This window comes from Methylobacillus draconifructus (assembly GCF_045984355.1).
In the GTDB taxonomy this organism is placed as follows: Bacteria; Pseudomonadota; Gammaproteobacteria; order Burkholderiales; family Methylophilaceae; genus Methylobacillus; species Methylobacillus flagellatus_A.
Genome location: NZ_JBJQII010000001.1, coordinates 721,058 through 744,532, shown reverse-complemented (window position 1 = coordinate 744,532; position 23,475 = coordinate 721,058). Strand labels below are relative to the sequence as shown.

At 55.2% G+C, this 23,475-nt stretch carries 23 protein-coding genes; 19 read left to right on the top strand and 4 right to left on the bottom strand.

The genetic code is table 11. The features are described from left to right. Positions 1-5: 5 nt before the first annotated feature. The 3 genes from gyrB to dnaA form a co-directional block, all read right to left on the bottom strand. On the bottom strand, positions 6-2,402 hold the full coding sequence (gyrB, locus tag ACJSDX_RS03405) for a DNA topoisomerase (ATP-hydrolyzing) subunit B (RefSeq protein ID WP_407993490.1): 2,397 nt from the start codon (positions 2,400-2,402) through the stop codon (positions 6-8). 52 nt (positions 2,403-2,454) lie between these two features. Next, positions 2,455-3,558, bottom strand: a complete 1,104-nt coding sequence (dnaN, locus tag ACJSDX_RS03400) for a DNA polymerase III subunit beta (protein ID WP_407993489.1) — start codon at positions 3,556-3,558, stop codon at positions 2,455-2,457. 239 nt (positions 3,559-3,797) lie between these two features. Then, a complete protein-coding gene (gene dnaA, locus ACJSDX_RS03395) occupies positions 3,798-5,219 on the bottom strand; it encodes a chromosomal replication initiator protein DnaA (RefSeq protein WP_407993488.1) in 1,422 nt (473 codons plus the stop codon). Positions 5,220-5,493: 274 nt separating this feature from the next. Here dnaA and rpmH point away from each other — a divergent pair, with 274 nt between their 5' ends. From rpmH to mnmE, 5 genes are read left to right on the top strand one after another with little or no spacing between them, the layout of a single operon-like run. Beyond that, positions 5,494-5,628 (top strand): 50S ribosomal protein L34, encoded by a 135-nt coding sequence (rpmH, locus tag ACJSDX_RS03390; RefSeq protein WP_230348357.1) that lies wholly within the window; start codon positions 5,494-5,496, stop codon positions 5,626-5,628. A gap of 36 nt (positions 5,629-5,664) precedes the next feature. Continuing rightward, complete coding sequence (gene rnpA, locus ACJSDX_RS03385) at positions 5,665-6,042, top strand: ribonuclease P protein component (RefSeq protein ID WP_407993487.1); 378 nt, start codon at positions 5,665-5,667, stop codon at positions 6,040-6,042. Continuing rightward, positions 6,043-6,255 carry a membrane protein insertion efficiency factor YidD gene (gene yidD / locus ACJSDX_RS03380; RefSeq protein WP_407993486.1) on the top strand — a complete coding sequence of 71 codons (213 nt, stop codon included), beginning with the start codon at positions 6,043-6,045 and terminating at the stop codon, positions 6,253-6,255. A 32-nt stretch (positions 6,256-6,287) separates the two neighbouring features. Further along, entirely contained in the window at positions 6,288-7,943 is a 1,656-nt protein-coding gene (yidC, locus tag ACJSDX_RS03375; protein WP_407993485.1) for a membrane protein insertase YidC, read from the top strand. Further along, on the top strand, positions 7,930-9,270 hold the full coding sequence (gene mnmE, locus ACJSDX_RS03370) for a tRNA uridine-5-carboxymethylaminomethyl(34) synthesis GTPase MnmE (protein WP_407993484.1): 1,341 nt from the start codon (positions 7,930-7,932) through the stop codon (positions 9,268-9,270). The genes yidC and mnmE overlap by 14 nt, the downstream gene beginning before the upstream one ends. A 56-nt stretch (positions 9,271-9,326) precedes the next feature. Here mnmE and ACJSDX_RS03365 read toward each other — a convergent pair whose 3' ends face one another. After that, positions 9,327-10,343, bottom strand: coding sequence for a choice-of-anchor A family protein (locus ACJSDX_RS03365; RefSeq protein WP_407993483.1), 1,017 nt, complete (start codon positions 10,341-10,343; stop codon positions 9,327-9,329). A gap of 318 nt (positions 10,344-10,661) precedes the next feature. Between ACJSDX_RS03365 and mnmG the strand changes: the two genes are divergently transcribed. The 14 genes from mnmG (at position 10,662) to glmU (ending at position 23,474) form a co-directional block, all read left to right on the top strand. After that, the gene (mnmG, locus tag ACJSDX_RS03360) at positions 10,662-12,566 is read left to right on the top strand and encodes a tRNA uridine-5-carboxymethylaminomethyl(34) synthesis enzyme MnmG (protein ID WP_407993482.1); all 1,905 of its coding nucleotides are present in this window, start codon (positions 10,662-10,664) and stop codon (positions 12,564-12,566) included. Beyond that, entirely contained in the window at positions 12,563-13,186 is a 624-nt protein-coding gene (rsmG, locus tag ACJSDX_RS03355; protein WP_309565980.1) for a 16S rRNA (guanine(527)-N(7))-methyltransferase RsmG, read from the top strand. Before mnmG ends, rsmG begins: the two co-directional genes overlap by 4 nt. A 31-nt stretch (positions 13,187-13,217) precedes the next feature. Further along, positions 13,218-14,006, top strand: coding sequence for a ParA family protein (locus ACJSDX_RS03350; protein WP_309565979.1), 789 nt, complete (start codon positions 13,218-13,220; stop codon positions 14,004-14,006). Between the two features lie 8 nt (positions 14,007-14,014). Then, positions 14,015-14,875, top strand: coding sequence for a ParB/RepB/Spo0J family partition protein (locus ACJSDX_RS03345; RefSeq protein WP_407993481.1), 861 nt, complete (start codon positions 14,015-14,017; stop codon positions 14,873-14,875). A gap of 109 nt (positions 14,876-14,984) precedes the next feature. Beyond that, positions 14,985-15,371 (top strand): ATP synthase subunit I, encoded by a 387-nt coding sequence (locus ACJSDX_RS03340; RefSeq protein ID WP_407993480.1) that lies wholly within the window; start codon positions 14,985-14,987, stop codon positions 15,369-15,371. Positions 15,372-15,382: 11 nt separating this feature from the next. Next, complete coding sequence (atpB, locus tag ACJSDX_RS03335; RefSeq protein WP_309565976.1) at positions 15,383-16,186, top strand: F0F1 ATP synthase subunit A; 804 nt, start codon at positions 15,383-15,385, stop codon at positions 16,184-16,186. A gap of 60 nt (positions 16,187-16,246) precedes the next feature. Next, complete coding sequence (gene atpE, locus ACJSDX_RS03330) at positions 16,247-16,519, top strand: F0F1 ATP synthase subunit C (RefSeq protein ID WP_011480965.1); 273 nt, start codon at positions 16,247-16,249, stop codon at positions 16,517-16,519. Between the two features lie 72 nt (positions 16,520-16,591). Next, positions 16,592-17,062 carry a F0F1 ATP synthase subunit B gene (locus ACJSDX_RS03325; protein WP_407993479.1) on the top strand — a complete coding sequence of 157 codons (471 nt, stop codon included), beginning with the start codon at positions 16,592-16,594 and terminating at the stop codon, positions 17,060-17,062. Between the two features lie 20 nt (positions 17,063-17,082). Then, complete coding sequence (locus ACJSDX_RS03320; protein ID WP_407993478.1) at positions 17,083-17,619, top strand: F0F1 ATP synthase subunit delta; 537 nt, start codon at positions 17,083-17,085, stop codon at positions 17,617-17,619. 9 nt (positions 17,620-17,628) lie between these two features. Next, positions 17,629-19,170, top strand: a complete 1,542-nt coding sequence (atpA, locus tag ACJSDX_RS03315; protein WP_309565973.1) for a F0F1 ATP synthase subunit alpha — start codon at positions 17,629-17,631, stop codon at positions 19,168-19,170. A gap of 28 nt (positions 19,171-19,198) precedes the next feature. Next, positions 19,199-20,074: a F0F1 ATP synthase subunit gamma gene (gene atpG / locus ACJSDX_RS03310; protein WP_309565972.1), complete on the top strand. Its 876-nt coding sequence runs from the start codon at positions 19,199-19,201 to the stop codon at positions 20,072-20,074. A 62-nt stretch (positions 20,075-20,136) separates the two neighbouring features. Continuing rightward, a complete protein-coding gene (gene atpD, locus ACJSDX_RS03305; RefSeq protein WP_309565971.1) occupies positions 20,137-21,534 on the top strand; it encodes a F0F1 ATP synthase subunit beta in 1,398 nt (465 codons plus the stop codon). Between the two features lie 42 nt (positions 21,535-21,576). Next, positions 21,577-22,002 carry a F0F1 ATP synthase subunit epsilon gene (locus tag ACJSDX_RS03300; protein ID WP_309565970.1) on the top strand — a complete coding sequence of 142 codons (426 nt, stop codon included), beginning with the start codon at positions 21,577-21,579 and terminating at the stop codon, positions 22,000-22,002. Between the two features lie 158 nt (positions 22,003-22,160). Further along, entirely contained in the window at positions 22,161-23,474 is a 1,314-nt protein-coding gene (gene glmU, locus ACJSDX_RS03295; RefSeq protein WP_407993558.1) for a bifunctional UDP-N-acetylglucosamine diphosphorylase/glucosamine-1-phosphate N-acetyltransferase GlmU, read from the top strand. Position 23,475 lies beyond the last annotated feature (1 nt).

The window sequence follows — 23,475 nt, the reverse complement described above, 5'->3', positions numbered from 1 at the left end:
GCGCACTAGACGTCCAAATTGCTGACGCCCAATGCATTTCCTTCGATAAAGGCCCTTCTCGGTTCCACTTGGTCGCCCATCAAGGTAGTGAAGATTTCATCCGCGGCAATCGCGTCGTCGATCTGCACCTTGAGCAGGCGGCGCACGGTGGGATCCATGGTGGTTTCCCACAGCTGTTCCGGGTTCATCTCGCCCAGGCCTTTATAGCGCTGGATGTTGAGGCCGTGCTTGGCTTCTCCCATGAGCCAGTCGAGGGCCGCCTTGAAGCTGCTGACCGGTTGTTGTTTCTCGCCGCGCTTGATGACGGCGCCCTCGCCCACCAACCCTTGCAAGGTCAAGGAGGTCGAGAGGATTTGCTGGTAGTCGCCGCTGCTGATGAAATCGCTGTCGATTACGCTGGCTTGCAGGTTGCCGTGGACGTACTTGTTGATTTCGAGGCGGTAGTCGCCGCTTTCCTGGTTTTGTGCGACCAGCACTTCGCTGCCGGTATGGCCCAGTAACGGGCGGAGTTTGGCGGCAGTGGCCTCAGCTTGGGCTTCGCTGTCCAGTTCCAGCTTGCCCAGGTCAAGCAGCGCACGCAAAATGCTCTCGTCATAGAGCGGACTCAGGCGGCGGATAATGGCTTCGGTCAGCACCATCTGCTTGGCAATGGCTGCCAGCGCTTCGCCGCTGATGGTTTCACCGTCAGTCTGCTTGAGCAGTTCCGCTCCCTTGAGCGCGGATTGCAGCAAGTACTGGTCCATTTCCTGTTCGTCCTTGAGGTAGCGCTCGTCGCGGCCTTGCTTGACCTTGTACAAAGGCGGCTGGGCGATATAGACGTGGCCGCGCTCGACCAGTTCGCCCATCTGGCGGTAGAAGAAGGTCAGCAGCAAGGTACGGATGTGGGCGCCGTCAACATCCGCATCGGTCATGATGATGATGCGGTGATAGCGCAGCTTTTCCGCGTTGAAATCGGTCTTGCCGATGCCGGTGCCCAGCGCTGTGATCAGGGTGGCGATTTCCTGCGAGGACAAGAGCTTGTCGAAACGGGCTTTTTCCACGTTCAGGATCTTGCCCTTCAATGGCAGGATGGCCTGGAATTTGCGGTCGCGGCCTTGTTTGGCGGAACCGCCCGCGGAATCGCCCTCGACGAGGTAGAGTTCGCTCAGGGCCGGGTCTTTTTCCTGGCAGTCCGCGAGCTTGCCGGGCAATCCCATGGTATCCATGGCGCCTTTGCGGCGTGTCATTTCACGCGCCTTGCGGGCTGCATCGCGTGCGCGTGCAGCCTCGATGATTTTGTTGCAGATGATCTTGGCTTCGTTCGGGTTTTCCAGCAGGAATTCAGCCAGCTTGGCAGAGACCACTTCTTGCACGACAGGCTGCACTTCGCTGGAAACCAGCTTGTCCTTGGTCTGTGAAGAGAATTTCGGCTCGGGGACCTTGACGGAAAGCACGCAGGTCAGGCCTTCGCGCATGTCATCGCCGCTGGTGTCGATCTTGGCCTTTTTCGCCAGCTCGTTCTGCTCGATGTAGCTGTTGAGCGTACGGGTCATTGCCGTACGCAAACCAGTCAGGTGGGTACCGCCGTCGCGCTGCGGAATGTTATTGGTAAAGCACTGCACGCTCTCACTGTAGGAGTCATTCCATTGCATGGACACTTCCACGGTCATGCCGTCTTTTTCGCCCGAGGCGTAGAAAGGCTTGGGATGCAGCACAGTCTTGCTGCGGTTCATGTATTCGACGAAGCCTTTGACCCCGCCGGAATGGGCGAAATTCTCAGACTTTCCATTGCGCTGGTCGATCAGCTCGATCTTGACACCGTTATTAAGGAAGGAAAGTTCACGGATGCGTTTTGCAAGGATTTCGAAATGGAATTCCACATTGGTGAAAGTCTCGACTGACGCAAGGAAATGGACTTCCGTACCGCGCCGCTCGGTAGTGCCAGTGACAGCCAGCGGTGCCACGGCCACGCCGCGGCGGAATTCCATCTGGTGGACCTGACCGTTGCGGCAGATACGCAGCCGCAGCCAGTCTGAGAGCGCGTTTACAACAGAAACGCCCACTCCGTGCAATCCACCGGAAACCTTGTAGGAGTTCTGGTCGAACTTGCCGCCGGCATGCAGCTCGGTCATGACGATTTCTGCCGCGGAGCGCTTGGGATCGTGCTTGTCGTCCTCCTTGACGTCGGTAGGAATGCCGCGGCCATTATCGGAAATGCTGATGGAGTTGTCCGGATGAATAATGACCTTGATGTCATCACAGTGGCCCGCCAGGGCTTCGTCAATCGCGTTATCCAGCACCTCGAATACCATATGATGTAAGCCGCTGCCATCGGAAGTGTCTCCGATGTACATGCCGGGGCGTTTGCGAACTGCGTCTAGGCCTTCGAGGATTTTAATACTGTCGGAATTGTAATCAGTCATAGTCCTGTGGGTTTCACGTGAAACAATCGGTTATTATTGAATATTCAATCAGTTAAATACGCATTGGCATCACGACATACTTGTAGTTGCTGTCGTTTTCCACGGTAACCAAGCAGCTGCTGTTGGCATCTGCAAATGAGAAAGTCACGCTTTCGCTATCTGAATTGTTCAATACGTCAATCATGTAGGTGACATTGAAGCCGATATCAAGGCCGCTACCGCCATAACTGATTTCGAGCTCTTCTTCCGCTTCTTCCTGTTCGCTGTTGGTACTGATCAGCTTCAAGCTATTGGCCGAAAGCACCATACGGATGCCACGGTATTTTTCGTTGGACAGGATAGAGGCGCGTTGCATGGACAGCAGGATCATGGTGCGATCCACGGTGAAACTGTTCTGGTGCCCTGTCGGGATCACGCGGGTGTAGTCAGGAAATTTTCCATCAATTACCTTTGAAATCAACCGGATATCGCCAAAAGCGAAATTAGCCTGTCCATTGGCAACCTCTATTGTGACTTCATCTTCGCTTTCGTCCAACAGTTTTATCAATTCAATGACGGTCTTGCGCGGCAGGATGATCTCCTGTTTTTCGTAGCTGTTGGCCAGCTCGGTGGAGGTAAAACTCAGCCTGTGGCCGTCCGTACCCACGACATTCAGGCGGTTGCCGTTGACTTCGAACAGCAAGCCGTTGAGGTAATAGCGAATGTCTTGTTGCGCCATGGCGAACTCGACCTGCTTGAACAGGCGTTTCAGCGATTTCTGCCCGATCTTGATCACGGTGTTGCCTGCGTCGGCGGTCTTGGTCATCACCGGATAGTCGTTGGCAGGCAATGTCTGCAGATTGAAGCGGCTCTTGCCGGTCTTTACCTGGATGCGGCTGTCCTGGGTGGCCATGGTGATCTCGGCGTTTTCAGGCAGCGAGCGGCAGATGTCGAGCAGCTTCTTGGCTGAGATAGTAGTCGAGAGCTCCCCTCCTACGGCAGTTTCCACGGAAAGCGAAATCTGCATCTCCAGATCCGTTGCGGTCAGAACGATCTTGTCTTGTTTGGCTTCCAACAGCAGGTTGGAAAGAATAGGCAAAGTATGACGTCTTTCAACAATACCGCTTACGGATGAAAGAGGTTTTAGCAGCGTATCGCGATTGATTTTAATGTTCATATCTTTAAAACCTAATATATAAAAAATAAATTGATAATAACAATAAAGCTAGTAACTTCTGTTGATAACTCTAATTTTCAATTTAAATTCAATTACCTGTTTGAAAATAAACTATCTTGAAACTTTTATAGACTGCTGTGGATAGAATGTTGGTCATTTTACTGTTTTCTTAAAAACGCGCTTAAACTGCATTTCTGCCCACAGCTTTTCCATAAGCGTACATTCATCCTTAAATCGCCTCAGTCCCGAATGACCTGGATCAATACCGAGATATCCCGGGCAAGGTTTTGGTCGTTCTGGCGCAATTGCTCGATTTCATCACAGGCATGCATGACCGTGGTGTGATGCCTGCCGCCGAAAGCTTCGCCGATTTCCGGAAAGCTGTGGTTGGTGAGCTCGCGCGCCAGCGTCATGGCGATCTGCCTCGGGCGCGCAAAGTTGCGCGAGCGTTTCTTGCTGTACATTTCGGCGACCTTGATCTTGTAATAGTCCGCGACGGTTTTCTGGATGTTCTCGATGGTGATCTGTCGGCCGCGCACGGCGATCAGGTCCTTCAAAGCTTCCTTAGCCAGGTTGACATCGATGGCATGTCCGGTGAAGTTGGCCATGGCAATGATGCGGTTCAACGCGCCTTCCAGTTCGCGTACGCTGGAGCGCACCTGCTTGGCGATAAAGAACGCGACGTCTTCATCCAGCGTGACGCGGGCGGCTTCCGCTTTCTTGAGCAGGATCGCGACGCGCATTTCCAGCTCGGGCGGCTCCACTGCCACGGTCAGGCCCCAGCTGAAGCGTGTACGCAGGCGTTCATCGACGTCGGCGATTTCCTTGGGATAGGTATCGCAGGTGATGATGATTTGCTTCTTGGCCTCGATCAGCGAATTGAAGGCGTAGAAAAACTCTTCCTGGGTACGGCTTTTCTTGGCGAAGAATTGGATGTCGTCGATCAGCAATAGGTCCAGGGAATGGTATTGGCGCTTGAACTCGTCAAAAGCCTTGTGCTCGTAGGCTTTCACGACGTCAGACACATAGCGTTCGGCATGCAGATAGCGGATCTTGGCGTCGGGCCGCTGCGCCTTCAAGTGGTTGCCGATGGCTTGCAGCACATGGGTCTTGCCCAACCCTACCCCGCCGTAAATGAACAAGGGGTTGTAGGCCGTGCCCGGATTTTCCGCGACCTGGATGGCAGCGGCGCGCGCCAATTGGTTGGCCTTGCCCGTGACGAAATTGTCAAAGCGGAACGCCGGGTTGAGGCCGTTGCTCTCCGCCGCCGGCTTGGTTTTCTTGACCGCGGCAGAGGCGGATTTGGCAGGCGTGACCGTTTTCGTGACCTTGCTGATTTCAGCTTCGATTTTTTTTGCTGCCGGGGCGGGCTCTGCCGCCGGCTTGGGCTTGGCGATGGTTTTGCTTCCGGGCGCCTTGTCGCTGGCGTCGTAAAGGGCCAGTTCAATCTGCATGGGCGTAGGGAACGCTTCTTCGGCCAAGGCGGCGATCTTTTGCAGGAAGCGGTCCTTCACCCATTGCTGCACGAAACGGTTGGGCGCCAGCAGGCGCAATGCGCCTTCGTGCGCTTCAAAGCGCAGCGGCTTGATCCAGGTGTTGAATTGCTGCGTTGACAACTCTTCTTCAAAGCGGCCGAGACAAAGTGACCAAAAATTTTCCATCGATTGCCCGAAACTCCGCAGTGAAAATGAAATGATGAGGTAAGGACGGATGCCTGCCTGTTTGTTATTATCGAACAGATGCCGGTTTCAGCGGGTTTAACCCCATCGCCGGATAGGTGATTCTAGCCTGTTTGCCACAACTTATCCACAGGCAGCGCACAATCATTTTCACAATGGCTAGGTTTTCCCAAATAAACATTGACATAGGGCAGTGTTTTCAGGTTAAATTACGCGTTTTTGATTCGCAACATCTAGAAGTCAACCGGAGATTCCCATGAAACGCACTTACCAGCCTTCTAAAATCCGCCGTGCCCGTACGCACGGTTTTCTGGTGCGTATGAAGACCCGTGGCGGTCGCGCTGTTATCGCTGCGCGCCGTGCCAAGGGCCGTGCTCGCCTGGCTGTTTAATCGGCCATTCGCCGTCAAGGCGATCTCAAGCTATACATGGTTTTGCCAACTTATGCATTTAAGCGCCAGGCAAAATTGTTAAAAACGGATGAATTTTCATCCGTTTTTAATTTCCGCAAACGAGTTTCAGGCCGTTATCTTGTACTGCACTATCGCTATAACGAGATGACTTATGCAAGACTGGGAGTGGTGGTCGGCAAGAAAATTGCCCGCCGCGCCGTGGACCGCAATTACATCAAACGCGTCATGCGGGAACTGTTCAGGGTGAGCCAGCATCAATTACCAGGCCTGGATCTGGTCGCCAGGCCGCATGTGCTGTTTGGCAGACCGCAGTTTGCCGAAATCGAACAAGAGTTTGCCGAACTGGTCGCCAAGCTGCAGCGCAAGCTGGCAAGCCGGCAGGAAGCGGTCTGAATGCTTGCCAGGCTGATGGTGGGGGTGATCAGGCTATATCAATGGACCTTGAGTCCCTTGCTGGGCCAGCGGTGCCGCTTTTACCCGACCTGCTCGCAATATGCCGTCGAAGCCATACAAAAGCATGGCGCATGGCGCGGAGCCTTTTATACAATACGCCGTTTGTCCAAGTGTCACCCATGGCATGACGGCGGTCATGATCCTGTGCCATGAGGTTGTGGCCCATTAAATAGATTAAGAGATTTATGGATACCAAGCGCCTGATTCTGTTTGTTATTTTTTCATTTTCCATCCTCATGCTATGGGATTCGTGGCAGCGCGATCAAAAGCCTGCTACCGTGCCTGCGACGCAGACAGCCCAACATGCCGAAGATGGCAGCGTTCCCCAGGCCGCCAAATCCGCTACGCCAGCTGCAGGCCAGGCGAGCCTTCCTGTCGAAACCGGGTTCCGCCTGCAGTCCGCGGAGCGCATCAATGTAGAGACCGACCTCTACAAGGCCAGTATCGACACGATCGGGGGCGACCTGCGCCGCCTGCAATTGCGCGAGCACAAGGACGACGAGGACCTGACCAAGGACTTCGTGCTCATGGACGACCAGTCGGCCCCTATGCTCTATGTCGCGCAGACCGGCCTCATCGGCAACGACCTGCCTACCCACAAGGCGACATTCACGAGCGAATCTACAAGTTACCAACTTGCCGAGGGTGCCGATAAGCTGGATGTGCGCCTGTCCTGGAAAGGCGATAACGGGGTGGAAGTCGACAAGATCTATACCTTCCGCCGCGGCAGCTATGCGATTGAGGTCAGCTACGAAATCCGTAACAACGGCGAAGCTGCGATCGATCCTTCCGTGTACTACCAGATCGTGCACGACAACCAGTCGCACCAGGGTTCGTACATGATGCCGACCTTCACCGGCGGCGCCTATTACACCGAGGCCGACAAATACAAGAAGCTGAGCTTCTCCGACATGTCCAAGACCAACCTTTCCAAGAACGCGAGTGACGGCTGGGTAGGCTTGGTGCAGCATTATTTCGTCAGCGCCTGGATTCCCAAGGATGGCCTGGCGCGCGAGTTCTACTCCAAGAAGCTCTCGGATAACGTCTATTCGATCGGCAGCGTCAGCCACCTCGGGAACATCGAGCCCGGACAGTCCATGGAGTTGAAGTCGCGTTTGTATGCCGGCCCGCAGACGCAAAGCGAACTGAAGAGCGTCGCGCCAGGCCTGGAATACACGGTCGATTACGGCTGGCTCACCGTGATTGCCTCGCCGTTGTTCTGGATCCTGTCTTCGATCCAGAAGCTGGTGCATAACTGGGGCGTTGCGATCATCCTGCTGACCATCCTCATCAAGCTGGCTTTCTACCCTTTGTCGGCGGCTAGTTACCGCTCCATGGCCAATATGCGCGAACTGGCTCCTCGCTTGCAGCGCCTGAAGGAACAATACGGCGACGACAGGCAGAAACTGCACCAGGCCATGATGGAAATGTACAAGACTGAGAAGATCAACCCGATGGGCGGCTGCCTGCCCATCCTGGTGCAGATCCCGGTATTCATTGCGCTCTACTGGGTGTTGCTCGGCAGCGTGGAAATGCGCCATGCGCCGTTTATGCTGTGGATACAGGACTTGTCCGCGGTCGATCCCTACTACGTGCTGCCTATCCTCATGGGCGCCACCATGATCATCCAGACCAGGCTGAACCCCAAGCCTGCTGACCCGGTGCAAGCCAAGGTTATGACCATCATGCCTATCGTGTTCAGCGTGTTCTTCTTCTTCTTCCCCGCCGGCTTGGTGCTGTACTGGCTGGTCAACAACATCCTCTCCATTGCACAGCAATGGCAGATCAACCGCACCATCCACAATGCGGCGGTGAAAAAGAAGGGAAATGCGCGTCGTTGATACCATTGCCGCCATTGCCACTGCTCCCGGATCCGGGGGTATTGGCGTGGTGCGTATCTCCGGCCCTTCCAGCCAATCCATCGCCGAGGCGGTGCTAGGCCACTGCCCTGCCCCGCGCCATGCCGCGTACCTTGCCTTCCGTGATGAACACCATGCCCTGATCGACCAGGGCATTGCCATTTACTACCCCGGACCGCATTCCTACACCGGCGAGGATGTGCTCGAGTTGCAGGCGCATGGCGGCCCAGCCCTGATGCAGATATTGCTCAAGCGTTGCCTTGCACTGGGCGCGCGGCAGGCGGAGCCCGGGGAATTCACACGGCGCGCTTATTTGAATGACAAGCTGGACCTGGCCCAGGCCGAGGCCGTGGCCGACGTGATCAATGCCGCAACCGAGGCTGCGGCGCGCAGCGCCGTCAAATCCTTGTCCGGCGAGTTTTCCACCAGGATTCACGGCCTGCTGCAACAGTTGATCGATTTGCGGCTCTATGTCGAGGCGTGCCTGGATTTCCCCGAGGAAGACATCGATTTCATCAGCCAGGGACGCGTCGCTGAAAAACTGGCGAACGTGGCGGCAGGATTGGACACTGTGTTCCGCGAAGCCAAGCAAGGCAATTTATTGCGCGAGGGTTTGCAGGTCGTATTGGTCGGCCAGCCCAACGTCGGCAAATCCAGCCTGATGAACCAATTGGCGGGCGAAGAAGTGGCGATTGTGACCCCGATTGCTGGCACCACGCGCGACACGATTAAAAATTCCATACAAATCAATGGTATACCTTTGCATATCATTGATACTGCCGGTCTGCGCGAGACGACGGACGAAGTCGAACAACATGGCATCGCCCGAACATGGCGAGCTCTAGAAAGCGCCGGTGTTGCATTATTATTGATTGATGCAGCTCATGGTATTGGAAATGTGGAAAAATCGATCCTGGAGCGATTGCCGCAGTTTTTGCCCAAAATCTGGATTCACAACAAAATAGACCTCGAATCGACAACGCCAAAAATCGAATACAAGGATGGCGAATCCCATATTTATCTTTCCGCCAAGACCGGCGCTGGTGTGCAATTATTGCGCCAGCGCCTGCTGGAAATTGCAGGCTGGCAGCCCAGCGGCGAAGGGGTGTTCATGGCAAGAAGCCGGCACCTGTTGGCCTTGAATACGGTACATGACCATCTTGAAACTGCCTCGGGGCTGCTCATGCAGCCGGAATTGTTTGCAGAAGAGTTGCGGTTGGCGCAGGACGCATTGAATACCATTACCGGCGAATTTACCCCGGATGACCTGCTTGGGGAGATATTCAGCCGCTTCTGCATCGGCAAGTGATCAACCAATAAAAAAGCCCGGATGACCGGGCTTTTTTATTATTGAGACAATACTGCTTATGCGCGGCGGCGTGCGGCAAAACCCAGCAATCCCAGGCCCAGCAGGAACATGGCGTAGCTGGAAGGTTCCGGTACCGCAGTTACCGGAATGTCGCCAGTGAACGCATATTGATGGATCTGGCCGCGTTGGACCAGGTTGTTGACGTATACGTTGCCCTCGATATCCGCCCAGTTGGTCAGGGTGGCGTCAACAGCAAGGATGGAGCCACCGAACTGGCGTCCGAGGTCAACCGTCTCGGCATTGTAGAAATTCCAGATGACATTGCCGGCAATCTGTTGCGCTGAGCCGCCGAGGAAGTTGGCGGAAATATCGATGTCCTTCAAGCCGGAATTGATGACTACCGTGGTGGCGCCATTCAGGATGAAGTCGAATTCGCCCAGGCCGAAAATAGCCAATGCGTCTGCGTCGCTCAGGTTGAAAACCGCCAGGCCGGTGCTGTCCGCCGTGGCGGTGAAGGTGGCCTTCTGCGAAGTCCAGGCGACGCTGCTGTTGTCGTCCAATGACTTCAGGCTGTCAGAGGCGTTGCTGAGCACGCTGTAAAAGTCGGTGGAGCTTGCAGCAGCAATATTGGTATTCAGTTGCGAGTTGGGAGTCGCTAATTGGCCGCCATTGAAATTGATGTTGCTAGTAGTACCTGCAACATAGGCTGGGCCATTCAGGTGCCCATTAGCTGCATTGCCAAGAATGGCTGTACTGCCTCCATTCACATTAGTGTTCGCCGAATTGCCGTTAATCACGGCACCTTGTGCGAGTACTTTTGCATTGGCGATATTGCCCTGTACTGTGAGGCCTGCATAGTCAGAAGCAGGAAGTGGACGATGCACATATTCACCTCCCGTTACATTGCCGCCCACCCAGGCGCGGCCATGCAAATGGGAGGTGGAATCGATATTGCCAAGCACGACAGCATTGAATTGCTGGAAGGTTTGGTTGGCATCAAGCGCAGCATGGGCGCTGGCACTGAACAAAGCGGTTGCCGCGATTGCGGGCAACACAAAAGCACGAATTAACATAACAATCCCCGATAGTTTAATGAATGCTGCTATTTAAGTAATTGCGACGCCGGTAGCGCCTGCTTATCCTCTGATTGCATGGCAATACAGATTTGTATGGGCCGTAAAATATCACGCGGCGCCAAACAATTATATAGTCCGAGTGGGTAGAAAAGACTCACAAAAACTCAGCAATTGTCAATTGTTCCACGTGAAACATTCATCGCTGTTGGCGAAACGTCGTCATTAGACATGTTTCACGTGGAACAATGACTATTGTCACTGACAGAGCATGGCTTAATGCAGTATCATTCGAATAATTCTATATAAGTGCTTGTCATGCAATATCCCGAAAAATTTGATGTGATCGTTGTCGGCGGCGGCCATGCTGGAACGGAAGCGGCGCTAGCGAGTGCTCGCATGGGGCGAAAAACCCTGTTGCTGACGCATAATATCGAGACGCTTGGACAGATGTCCTGTAACCCGTCCATCGGCGGCATCGGCAAGGGTCACTTGGTCAAGGAAGTGGATGCGCTCGGGGGTGCCATGGCGGCGGCAACCGACGAGGGCGGCATCCAGTTCCGCATCTTGAATTCCAGTAAAGGGCCTGCTGTACGGGCAACGCGTGCGCAAGCCGACCGGGTGCTTTACAAGGCTGCCATCCGGCGTCGCTTGGAGAACCAGCCCAACCTGTGGCTGTTCCAGCAGGCGGTGGACGATATTATTCTCGAAGGCGAACGTGTCGCCGGCGTGGTGACGCAATTAGGCCTCAGGTTCGAGTCCAAGGCTGTCGTACTGACCGCAGGGACTTTCCTGGCAGGGTTGGTGCATGTCGGCTTGGCGAATTACCAGGCAGGACGGGCCGGCGACCCGCCCGCGGTGTCGCTCGCAGCGCGGTTGCGAGAGATCGGCCTGCCCGCCGGACGCCTCAAGACCGGCACGCCGCCGCGCATTGACGGCCGCACCATCGATTACAGCGTCATGGCCGAGCAGCCCGGGGATACCCCTGTGCCGGTATTTTCCTTCCTGGGAAGCGCCGAGCAGCATCCCGCCCAGCTGCCGTGCTGGATCACATTCACCAACGAAAAAACCCACGACATCATCCGCAGCGGCCTTGACCGCTCGCCTATGTATACCGGGGTGATTGAAGGCGTGGGACCGCGCTATTGTCCTTCAGTCGAAGACAAGATACACCGCTTTGCCGACAAGGATTCGCACCAGGTGTTCCTTGAGCCGGAAGGCTTGACCACCAATGAAATCTATCCCAACGGCATATCCACCAGCCTGCCGTTCGATATTCAGTACCAATTGGTGCGTTCGATCAAGGGGCTGGAGAACGCGCATATCCTGCGTCCGGGCTATGCGATCGAGTACGATTACTATGATCCGCGCGGGTTGAAAGCCTCGCTGGAAACCAAGGCGGTGCGAGGCTTGTTCTTTGCCGGCCAGATCAACGGCACCACTGGTTATGAGGAGGCCGCCGCGCAAGGCTTGCTGGCAGGCGCGAATGCGGCTCTGTACGCTCAGGATAAAGAAGCCTGGTGGCCCACGCGCGACCAGGCGTATCTCGGCGTATTGGTCGATGATTTGATTACGAGAGGCGTGAGCGAGCCCTATCGCATGTTTACCAGCCGGGCCGAATACCGTCTGATGCTGCGCGAGGACAATGCCGATATGCGGTTGACCGAGGCTGGCCGCAAACTCGGCTTGGTCGACGATGTGCGCTGGGAAGCCTTCCAGCGCAAGCAGGAGGCTATCGAGCGCGAGCAACAGCGCCTGCGCCGTACCTTCATCCATCCGCAGCATGTGCCGCAGGAGCAGTTGCAGCAGGTGTTCGGCAAGGTGCTGGAGCGCGAATACTCCATGTTCGAATTATTGCGCCGCCCGGAGGTGAGTTATGAAGCATTGCTCACCCTGCCCCAGGCCGGCGAAGGCGAGACGGACCCGCAGGTGCGTCAGCAACTGGAAATCGCAGCAAAGTATCAGGGCTACATAGACCGGCAGGCCGAGGAAATCGAGCGCCTCAAGGATAGTGAGCACTACAAGTTGCCGTTGGATATGGACTACAGCGAAGTGCACGGGCTCTCGATCGAGGTGCAGCAAAAGCTCAACAAGCAAAAACCGGAAACCATCGGCCAGGCCGGGCGTATTTCCGGCGTCACTCCGGCGGCGGTTTCATTGTTGTTGGTACACCTAAAGCGCAAGAGCCGCAAAACAAGCAATACCGCGGACCAGGTGGCATGAGTTTGCAGGAAAAGCTGGAAGCCGGCATCCGGCAGCTGGGGCTTGAGCTATCTGCAGAAGTGGTCGAAAAACTGCTTGCCTATCTTGCCTTGCTGGCGAAATGGAACAAGGTGCACAACCTGACGGCAGTGCGCGATCCGGAGGAAATGGTCACGCTGCATTTGCTGGATAGCCTATCGGTATTGCCGCATGTGCCGCCGGGGCGGTTGTTGGATGTGGGTAGCGGCGCCGGCCTGCCGGGGATTGTCCTGGCGATCTGCCGGCCGGATTTGCAGGTGACCACCATAGATGCGGTGCAAAAGAAGGCCAGCTTCATGCGCCAGGCCAAGGCGGAGCTGCAGATCGACAATCTGCAAGTGGTGGCTGGACGGGTCGAGCAGCTCAAGCCGGAAGCGCTTTTTGATACCGTAATCTCGAGGGCGTTTTCTGAGATCGCCTTGTTTGTCAAGCTGACGAAGCACTTGATTGCCGAAGATGGGCTATGGCTGGCGATGAAGGGACAGATGCCGCAGGAAGAGCTGGAGGCGGTTGCGCTCAAGCCCTCGAAGATAACGTCGTTGACGGTGCCAGGGCTGGATGCCCAGCGTCACCTGGTTTTCCTGCCGGTGCGGCAGCTTTGATGCATTCAATACTAGTGGGATGGCTTAAATCATGAGGATTCTGGCAATTACCAATCAAAAAGGCGGTGTGGGTAAGACCACGACATGCGTGAACCTGGCAGCCAGCCTGGCGGCGACCAAGCGCAAGGTGCTCGTGATCGACCTCGATCCACAGGGCAACGCCACCACGGGCTGCGGCATAGACAAATCCAAGATGCAGCACACCATCTACCATGTGCTGATCGGCGAAAAGAGCCTGCGCGATGTCATGCAGCGCTCGGAGCGCGGGCGCTTCGATGTGGTGCCGGCGAACCGCGAACTCGCAGGCGCCGAGGTGGAGCTGGTCAACGAGTTTGCGCGCGAGACGCGCCTCAAATCGGCATTGGCGGAACTGGGCGATGCATATGATTACGTGCTGATCGATTGCCCCCCTGCCCTCAACCTCACCACGGTCAACGCGTTGACCGCGGCTCATGCGGTCATGATTCCCATGCAGTGCGAATACTACGCGCTCGAAGGCCTGTCCGACCTGGTGAACACCATCAAGAAAGTGCGTGCGCACCTCAATCCGCATCTCGAGATCGAGGGCCTGTTGCGCACCTTGTTCGATAACCGCAACACACTGGCGCAGCAGGTTTCCAATGAATTGGCGCAACACTTCGGCGACAAGGTGTACCGCACGGTGATACCGCGCAACATCCGCCTGGCAGAAGCGCCCAGCTACGGCGTCCCGGTGTTGCTGCACGACAAGGCTTCCAAGGGTGCCAAGGCATATCTCGCGCTGGCGGGGGAGATTATCAACCGGCATATCGTCAGCAATAGGCAAGTTGCAGCAAATTAGGAGTCACAATGGTTAAGTTGAAGGGTTTGGGGCGCGGGCTGGATGCCCTGTTGGCGGGAGATGTGGAGACCGTATCGGCCAATGATACGCCCAATACCTTGCCGGTAAGCCAGTTGCAGCCGGGCAAATACCAGCCTCGCACCCATATGGACCAGGCATCGCTGGCCAGCCTGGCGGATTCCATCCGCGCGCAGGGCATCATGCAGCCCATCCTGGTGCGCAGGGTGGCGGACGATAAGTATGAAATCATTGCCGGCGAGCGCCGCTGGCGCGCATCCCAATTGGCGGGTTTGTCGGAAGTGCCGGTGCTGGTGCGCGAGATTCCGGACGAATCCGCCCTGGCAATGGCTTTGATCGAGAACATCCAGCGGGAAAACCTCAATCCGCTGGAAGAGGCGCAGGGCATCCAGCGCTTGATCAATGAGTTCGATATGACGCACCAGGCGGCGGCAGATGCGGTAGGACGTTCGCGCAGCGTGGTGACTAATCTGCTTAGATTGCAGAATTTGAATAAAAATGTGCAGGAAATGCTGATGCAAGGCCAGTTGGACATGGGGCATGCGCGCGCCCTGCTGTCGCTGCCGGAGGCCAAGCAGATCATGGCGGCCGAGCAGATCGCCCAAAAGCAGCTTTCTGTCAGGGAGGCAGAAAAGCTGGTCAAGCAATTGAGCGCCGAACCCCAACAAAAGGCGCCCAAGACGGTGGACCGGGATGTGCTGCGCCTGCAGGAAGACTTATCGGAATTGCTGGGCGCGACGGTCGAAATCCGGGCCGGAAGCAAGGGCAAGGGCGAGGTCAAGATCCATTACGGAAGTTTGGATCAACTGGATGCGCTGATTGAGAGATTTAAGGGTGGAAATAGCAATTAAGCTTGACTTAATGCTGATTTAACAACAAAATCTCGGGATTTTACGGGTAGGGCAAAAATGCTCGGCTTTTCTTTTGCCCGTCATTTGTGAAACAGGGAATTCTCAAGGCATGGATGAACTACTGGCAAGAATGATCAAAAGACAGGTCTTTGCCACGTTGGTAGTCGCGGTGCTTGCGTTTGTCTTCCTCAACAAGTTTGGTGTCGGCCTTCATGGCGCGTTTTCTGTGCTGGCGGGCGGTGGTTCGGCCATCTTGGGCGGCTTGGCCGCCAAAATGAAGCTGCAAAATAAGACAGCGGGGTTGGGCGCAGGTTCCGTACTGGTCAATATTTTGATCGCTGAGGCGATCAAGATCGCAGTGATCGCAATCACCCTGCTCTTGGTATTCAAGTTTTACGAAAAACTGGTTCCTATCGCGCTGATCGCAGGATTGGCGGCGGCGGCAATCATGTCTGGTGCAGCAATTTTTGCAATTAATGAGAAAAACAACGCTTAAGGTTTGAGGTTATGGCGACAGGTCAATTAACTCCTTCGGAATATATCGGGCACCACCTCTCTTTCAATACAAAGAGCGTCGGTGACGGCGGTTTTTGGGTATTGCACATGGATACCCTGGTCATGTCGATACTGCTCGGTGTTGTCGTGTTCGGCCTCCTCTGGTGGGTGGTGCGCGGCGCTACTTCCGGCGTGCCGACCAAGCGCCAGGCATTCGTCGAGTTGCTGATCGAGTTCATCGATAACCAAGTCAAGAGCATTTTCCATGGCGACCGCCATGCTTTCGTTGCACCATTGGCATTGACCGTATTCGTCTGGGTGCTGGTGATGAACGCGATGGACTTCCTGCCCATCGACATCATGGCGATTGTCTACGGCTGGCTGGGCCTGCATGAGTGGCGCAGCGTGCCGACTTCCGATATCAACGCGACTTTCGCATTGGCGCTGGCTGTCTGGCTGCTGATGATTTTCTTCAGCATCAAGGTTAAGGGCCTGGGCGGCTGGATCCACGAACTGTTCTGTTCGCCGTTCGGCAGCAACCCCCTGGTATGGCCTGCCAACTTCGCGTTCAACCTGATCGAATACATTTCCAAGCCTCTTTCCCATTCCCTGCGTCTGTTCGGCAATATGTACGCGGGCGAGATCATTTTCCTGCTGCTCGGTATGTGGGCGGCAACCGGCCTGGCTGGCACCTTCTTCGGTGCGTTGCTGGGCGCTGGCTGGGCGATCTTCCATATCCTGATCGTCTGCCTGCAGGCATTCATTTTCATGATGCTGACGGTTGTCTACATATCCATGGCGCATGAAAGCCACTAATTAGTTTGCTGTAGTTGATTTTTTATCGTTAACACTCTCTAAAAGCCGAAAGGAAATTAAATGGAGAATTTGCAATTGTTGGCCATGATTCAAGCTTACACCGGTGTTGGTATCGGTTTGATCATCGGTTTGGGCGCAGCTGGTGCCTGTATTGGTATCGGCATCATGTGTGCAAGCTTCCTGGATGGCGCTGCTCGTCAACCAGAACTGATCCCTGCCCTGCAAGGCAAGGTATTCCTGCTGCTGGGTCTGATCGATGCTTCCTTCATTATCGGTGTTGGTCTGGCCATGATGTTCGCCTTTGCAAACCCATTGCTGAGCGTAGTCGCTTAACTGAGCCAGTTCTGGATTAAGTGTAAGTAATTAAACTTAAATCTGACTGGATTTAACGGCTCGGGAGCAAATATGAATATCAACCTGACACTCATTGCGCAGGCTATCTCATTTGCCATTCTGATCTGGTTCACCACAAAGTTCGTGTGGCCATATCTCCTGAATGCAATCGAGACTCGCCAGAAAACCATTGCGGATGGTCTGGCTGCGGCTGAGCGCGGTAAGCAGGAGCTTGACGTGGCAACCCAGCGTTCCGCTGAAGTTGTCAACGATGCCAAGCAGAAAGCGACTTCCATCATTGCGCAGGCTGAAAAGCGTGCCAGCGAAATCGTGGAAGAAGCCAAGGCGAATGCCAAAGCAGAAGGCGATCGTATTATCGCCGGCGCCAAGGCCGAAATCGACCAGGAAGTGAATCGTGCCAAGGAAGGCCTGCGTCAGCAAGTATCTACGCTGGCAATTGCTGGTGCCGAGAAGATCCTGCGCAAGGAAATCGATGCCAAGGCGCATGCTGACCTGTTGACCAGCATCGCAAACGAGCTCTAAGGAAGGAATGGGAGCACGATATGGCTGAAGCGATCACCATTGCGAGACCTTATGCGGTAGCGGTTTACCGCCTGGCCAAGGAAAAGAATGCGTTGGCAGACTGGTCGCAAATGCTTGCTCTTGCCGCTGCAGTGGCGGCAGATGAGCAAATGCGGGCGTTTATTGACAACCCCAAGGTTGATGCGGCTGAGTTGGAGCGCGTATTCCTCTCCGTTACTGGAGACAAACTCAACGAGGCGGGCGTCAACCTGGTCAAGTTGTTGGTGGAATACGGTCGTTTATCCATCCTGCCGGAAATTGCCACAGCATTCGAAGACTTGAAGTCCCAGGAAGAAGGTGTGTTGGAGGCGGAGATTACCGCCGCAGCCCAGCCTAGCGATGCTGAGTTTTCAGCCATCGTGAAACGCCTGGAAACCAAGTTCGGCAAAAAGGTTGAAGCAAGCGTAAAAGTGGATCCGGCAATTATTGGCGGAATCAAAATTGTAGTCGGCGATACGGTCATTGACGCTTCAGTCCGTGGCCAATTGCAAGAGTTGGCCTACACGCTGAAAGGTTAGGAAAAAGTAATGCAATTATCTACGTCAGAAATCAGTGAACTGATTAAGAGCAGATTAGAGAATTTCTCCACCAGTGCTGAAGCGCGTACCCAAGGTACCGTGATTTCAGTGACTGATGGTATTGTCCGTATTCATGGCCTTTCCAACGTGATGGCCGGTGAAATGATCGAGTTCCCAGGCAACGTATATGGTCTGGCATTGAATCTGGAGCGTGACTCCGTAGGTGCCGTGATTCTGGGTGACTACGAAAACATCACCGAAGGTGACACCGTCAAGTGCACCGGCAAGATCCTGGAAGTGCCAGTTGGTCCTGAACTGGTTGGTCGCGTAGTGAATGCGCTGGGTCAGCCTATCGACGGCAAAGGCCCGATCAACGCCAAGCTGACAGACAAGATCGAAAAGGTCGCGCCAGGCGTGATTGCCCGTAAGTCTGTTTCGCAGCCAGTACAAACTGGTATCAAGGCGATTGACTCCATGGTGCCGGTTGGCCGTGGCCAGCGTGAGTTGATCATCGGCGACCGCCAGACCGGTAAGACTGCGGTTGCTGTTGATGCCATCATCAACCAGAAGGGTCAGAACATGACCTGTATCTACGTTGCGATCGGCCAGAAGGCTTCTACCATCGCCAACGTAGTACGCAAGCTGGAAGAGCATGGCGCGCTGGAGTACACCATCGTGGTGGCTGCTTCCGCTTCCGATCCTGCCGCCCTGCAATTCCTGGCGCCGTATGCCGGTTGTACCATGGGTGAGTATTTCCGTGATCGCGGCCAAGATGCACTGATCGTCTACGATGACTTGACCAAGCAAGCTTGGGCATATCGTCAAATCTCCCTGCTGCTGCGTCGTCCACCAGGCCGCGAAGCTTATCCAGGCGACGTGTTCTACATCCACTCCCGCCTGCTTGAGCGTGCCGCTCGCGTGAGCGAAGAGTATGTCGAGAAGTTCACTAACGGTGAAGTGAAAGGCCAGACCGGTTCCCTGACCGCATTGCCTATCATCGAAACCGCTGCAGGCGACGTTTCCGCGTTCGTTCCGACCAACGTGATCTCGATTACCGACGGTCAGATCTTCCTGGAAACCGACCTGTTCAACTCCGGCATCCGTCCTGCGATCAACGCTGGTATCTCGGTATCGCGCGTAGGTGGTGCAGCGCAGACCAAGGTCATCAAGAAGCTGGGCGGCGGTATCCGTCTGGCACTGGCTCAGTATCGTGAACTGGCTGCGTTTGCGCAGTTTGCTTCCGACCTGGACGAAGTGACTCGTAAGCAGTTGGATCGTGGCCGTCTGGTCACTGAATTGATGAAGCAGGCGCAGTATCAGCCATTGTCTACTTCCGAAATGGCAGTGAGTTTGCTGGCAGCCAACAAGGGCTTCTTCGACGATGTGCCGGTTGCACGCGTATTGGCGTTTGAATCTGCCCTGCACTCCTTCCTCAAGTCCAAGTACAAGAACATCCTGGACAAGATCGACAGCACCAATGACCTTGGCGGTGACGACGAGAAGGCTCTGGAAGCAGCAATTCAAGACTTCAAAGCAACCAACGCTTACTAAGCTTAAGTACAGACAGGCAGACTAGACAATGGCTGGTAGCAAAGAGATACGTAGCAAGATCAAGAGCGTAGAAAATACGCGCAAGATCACCAAGGCGATGGAAATGGTGGCGGCGTCCAAGATGCGCAAGGCGCAAGAGCGCATGCGTATGGCCCGCCCCTATGCGGAAAAGATTCGTAATGTGACAGCCCACCTGTCGCAAGCCAATCCTGAATACAAGCACCCTTTTATCGTCAAGCGCGAGAAGGTGGCAAACGTCGGCTTGATCGTCGTGAGTTCGGACAAGGGCTTGTGCGGTGGCTTGAACACTAACGTTCTCCGCCTTTCGTTGAATCAGATGAGTGCATGGGAAAACGAAGGCAAGAAGATTGCCTTGAGTGCCATCGGCAATAAAGGTTTGACTTACTTGAACCGTGTTAATGCCGATGTGAGATCCCATGTCGTAGGTCTTGGCGATACGCCAAACCTGGAAAAGCTGATTGGCAGCATCAAGGTGATGTTGGATGCTTATATTGCCGGTGAGATTGATCAACTGTATATCTCTTATACCCGCTTCATCAATACCATGAAGCAGGAGGCCGTCATTGAGCAGCTGCTACCGCTGTCTGATGACAAGCTGGATACCACCAACAAAACAGCAACAGGCCCTTGGGATTACATTTACGAACCCGATGCCAAGGTCGTTATCGATGAACTGATGACACGTTATATCGAGTCTATCGTTTATCACGCCGTTGCTGAAAACATGGCGTCTGAACAAAGTGCCCGTATGGTCGCGATGAAGGCTGCTTCGGACAATGCGAAGACCGTGATTGGCGAATTGAAGCTGGTGTACAACAAGGCACGCCAGGCTGCGATTACCAAGGAAATTTCAGAGATTGTCGGTGGCGCGGCGGCTGTCTAGTCGTGCTGAACTGTAGCTTAGCTAAAGCTCAAAGAATTTAAGTATAGATTGAGGATACCAAGATGAGTCAAGGTAAGGTTGTTCAATGTATTGGTGCCGTGGTTGACGTCGAGTTCCCACGCGATCAGATGCCCAAGGTATATGACGCATTGATCCTGGATGAAGAAACATCCACGGCAGAAGCAGGTTTGACACTGGAAGTGCAACAGCAACTGGGCGACGGCGTAGTTCGCGCAATTGCCATGGGTTCCAGTGATGGTCTTTCCCGCGGCATGAAGGTGAAGAACACTGGCAGCCAGATCCAGGTTCCAGTGGGTCATGGCACCCTGGGCCGTATCATGGACGTGCTGGGCCGCCCTATCGATGAGGCTGGTCCTATCGAAGCTGACGAAAAGCGCTCCATCCACCAAAAGGCACCCACTTTCGAAGAGCTTTCCCCTTCGGTTGACTTGCTGGAAACCGGCATCAAGGTGATCGACTTGGTCTGTCCTTTCGCCAAGGGCGGCAAGGTCGGCCTGTTCGGCGGCGCCGGTGTGGGCAAGACCGTGAACATGATGGAGCTCATCAACAACATCGCCAAGCAGCACAGCGGTTTGTCCGTGTTTGCCGGCGTGGGCGAGCGTACCCGTGAAGGTAACGACTTCTACCACGAAATGAAGGACTCCAACGTTCTCGACAAGGTGGGCATGGTATTCGGCCAGATGAACGAGCCGCCAGGCAACCGTCTGCGCGTAGCGCTGACCGGCCTGACCATGGCGGAGCGTTTCCGTGACGAAGGCCGTGACATTCTGTTCTTCGTCGACAACATCTACCGTTACACCCTGGCCGGTACCGAAGTGTCCGCGCTGCTGGGCCGTATGCCTTCCGCCGTGGGTTACCAGCCTACTCTGGCTGAAGAAATGGGCCGCCTGCAAGAGCGTATCACTTCCACCAAGGTGGGTTCGATCACTTCCATCCAGGCCGTTTACGTGCCTGCGGATGACTTGACCGACCCATCCCCAGCGACCACTTTCCTGCACTTGGATTCCACCGTCGTGCTGTCCCGTGACATCGCTGCCCTGGGTATCTACCCTGCGGTTGACCCCTTGGATTCCACATCGCGTCAGCTGGATCCACAAATCGTCGGTGAAGAGCACTACAGCGTGGCACGCTCCGTACAGTCCACATTGCAACGCTACAAGGAATTGCGTGACATCATCGCGATTCTGGGCATGGACGAACTGTCTCCAGAAGACAAGCTGGCCGTGGCCCGTGCGCGTAAGATCCAGCGCTTCCTGTCCCAGCCTTTCCACGTGGCCGAAGTATTTACCGGCGCGCCTGGCAAGTACGTGACACTGAAGGACACCATCAAGGGCTTCAAGGCGATCGTCGCTGGCGAATATGATCACCTGCCAGAACAGGCGTTCTACATGGTAGGCGCGATTGAAGAAGCGGTTGAGAAGGCTAAGACTCTTAACTAAGAGCTTCTCAACTCATTCCTGCAAAGCGAAGGATAGGACGATATGGCATCGACAATACACCTGGATGTGGTGAGTGCGGAAGAGTCCATTTTCTCGGGCGAGGCGGAGTTTGTCGCCGCACCTGCGAAAATGGGCGAGGTAGGTATTTATCCCAACCACGCACCCTTGATCACCACCATCAAGCCAGGCGTGCTACGCGTTAAGGTCGCCAATAGCGGTGAGGAACAGGCCATCTATATTTCCGGCGGTTTGCTGGAAGTGCAGCCCGGCGTGATCACCGTATTGGCAGATACCGCGATCCGTGGTCACGACCTGGATGAAGCCAAGGCGATTGAAGCCAAGCGTGTTGCCGAAGAAGCATTGAGAAACAATGCCTCTGGCGTGGACTATGCGCGTGCGCAAGCTGAGTTGTCAGAAGCGCTGGCCCAATTGCAGACAATTGAACAATTACGCAAGACGACGCACTAACCCTGCAAGTTTTGCTTGAGAAGGCAGCCATTTGGCTGCCTTTTTTCATTTATACTTTCAGTTAATTTTCAATGCTTGAACCGGACCAGAACTTGTCTCTTTCATCTCCCTCACCCAAGCTCAATATCGTGATTCTCGCAGCGGGCAAAGGCACCCGCATGCATTCTAGCAAGCCCAAGGTACTGCATGCGCTGGCTGGTAAACCCATCCTTCAGCACGTGCTGGATACCGCGCGCCAGCTCAAGCCCAGCAAGATCATCGTCATCTATGGCTTCGGCGGCGATACAGTGCCGCAGGCCTTGCCAGCCGATGACATTACCTGGGTGGAACAGGCCGAGCAATTGGGCACGGGGCATGCCATGCAGCAAGCCCTGCCCCACCTCGAGGCTGATGCGAGGACATTGATCTTGCTCGGAGACGTGCCGCTGCTGGAAGTGGCAAGTTGCGAAAAACTGCTCGCGGAGCAAGCCCCGTTGGCCTTGCTTACCGTCACCAAGCACAATCCTGCGGGCTATGGCCGCATCGTGCGCGAACAATCCTCGGTGAAGGCAATCGTCGAGCACAAGGATGCCTCGGAAGCGCAACGCGCGATCCAGGAGGTGAACACCGGCATCATGGCGGCGGAAAATGGCTGGCTGGCACAATGGCTCGCTGACCTGGACAACCGCAACGCCCAGCAGGAATACTACCTGACGGATATCGTGGCATTGGCAGTGGCAGACGGCCAAGCGGTTGCCGCGACGCAGAGCGATGACGAGTGGCAGGTCACAGGCATCAACTCGAAACAGGACCTCGCGACGCTGGAGCGCGTCTATCAACAGCGCTATGCGGCCAAGTTATTGGCGCAGGGCGTGACGCTGGCGGACCCTGCGCGCATTGACGTGCGCGGCACATTGACCGCCGGGCGCGACGTCGAGATAGATGTCGGCTGCGTGTTCGAGGGTGACGTGACCTTGGCTGACAACGTGCGGATCGGCCCTTATTGCGTGATCCGCAATGCCAGTATTGGAGCCGGCACCGTATTGGCCGCTTATACCCATATCGACGATGCCAGCCTGGCGGCCGGCTGCAAAATCGGGCCCTATGCGCGTTTGCGTCCGGGTACTGCCCTGGCCGACCATACGCACGTCGGCAACTTCGTCGAACTGAAGAACGCGCAGGTGGATACGGGCACCAAGATCAACCACCTGAGCTATGTCGGCGACGCCACGGTAGGCAAGGACGTGAATATCGGCGCAGGCACCATCACCTGCAACTACGATGGCGTGAACAAGTCGCGCACCGTGATCGAGGATAGGGCATTCATCGGTTCCGATACGCAATTGGTAGCGCCTGTGACTGTCAAGGCCGGTGCGACCATCGCGGCCGGATCGACGATCACGCAGGATGCACCGGCAGACACGCTGACCATGTCGCGTGTGCGCCAATTTACGATAGAAAACTGGAAACGCCCTGAGAAAGTGAAGAAATAAG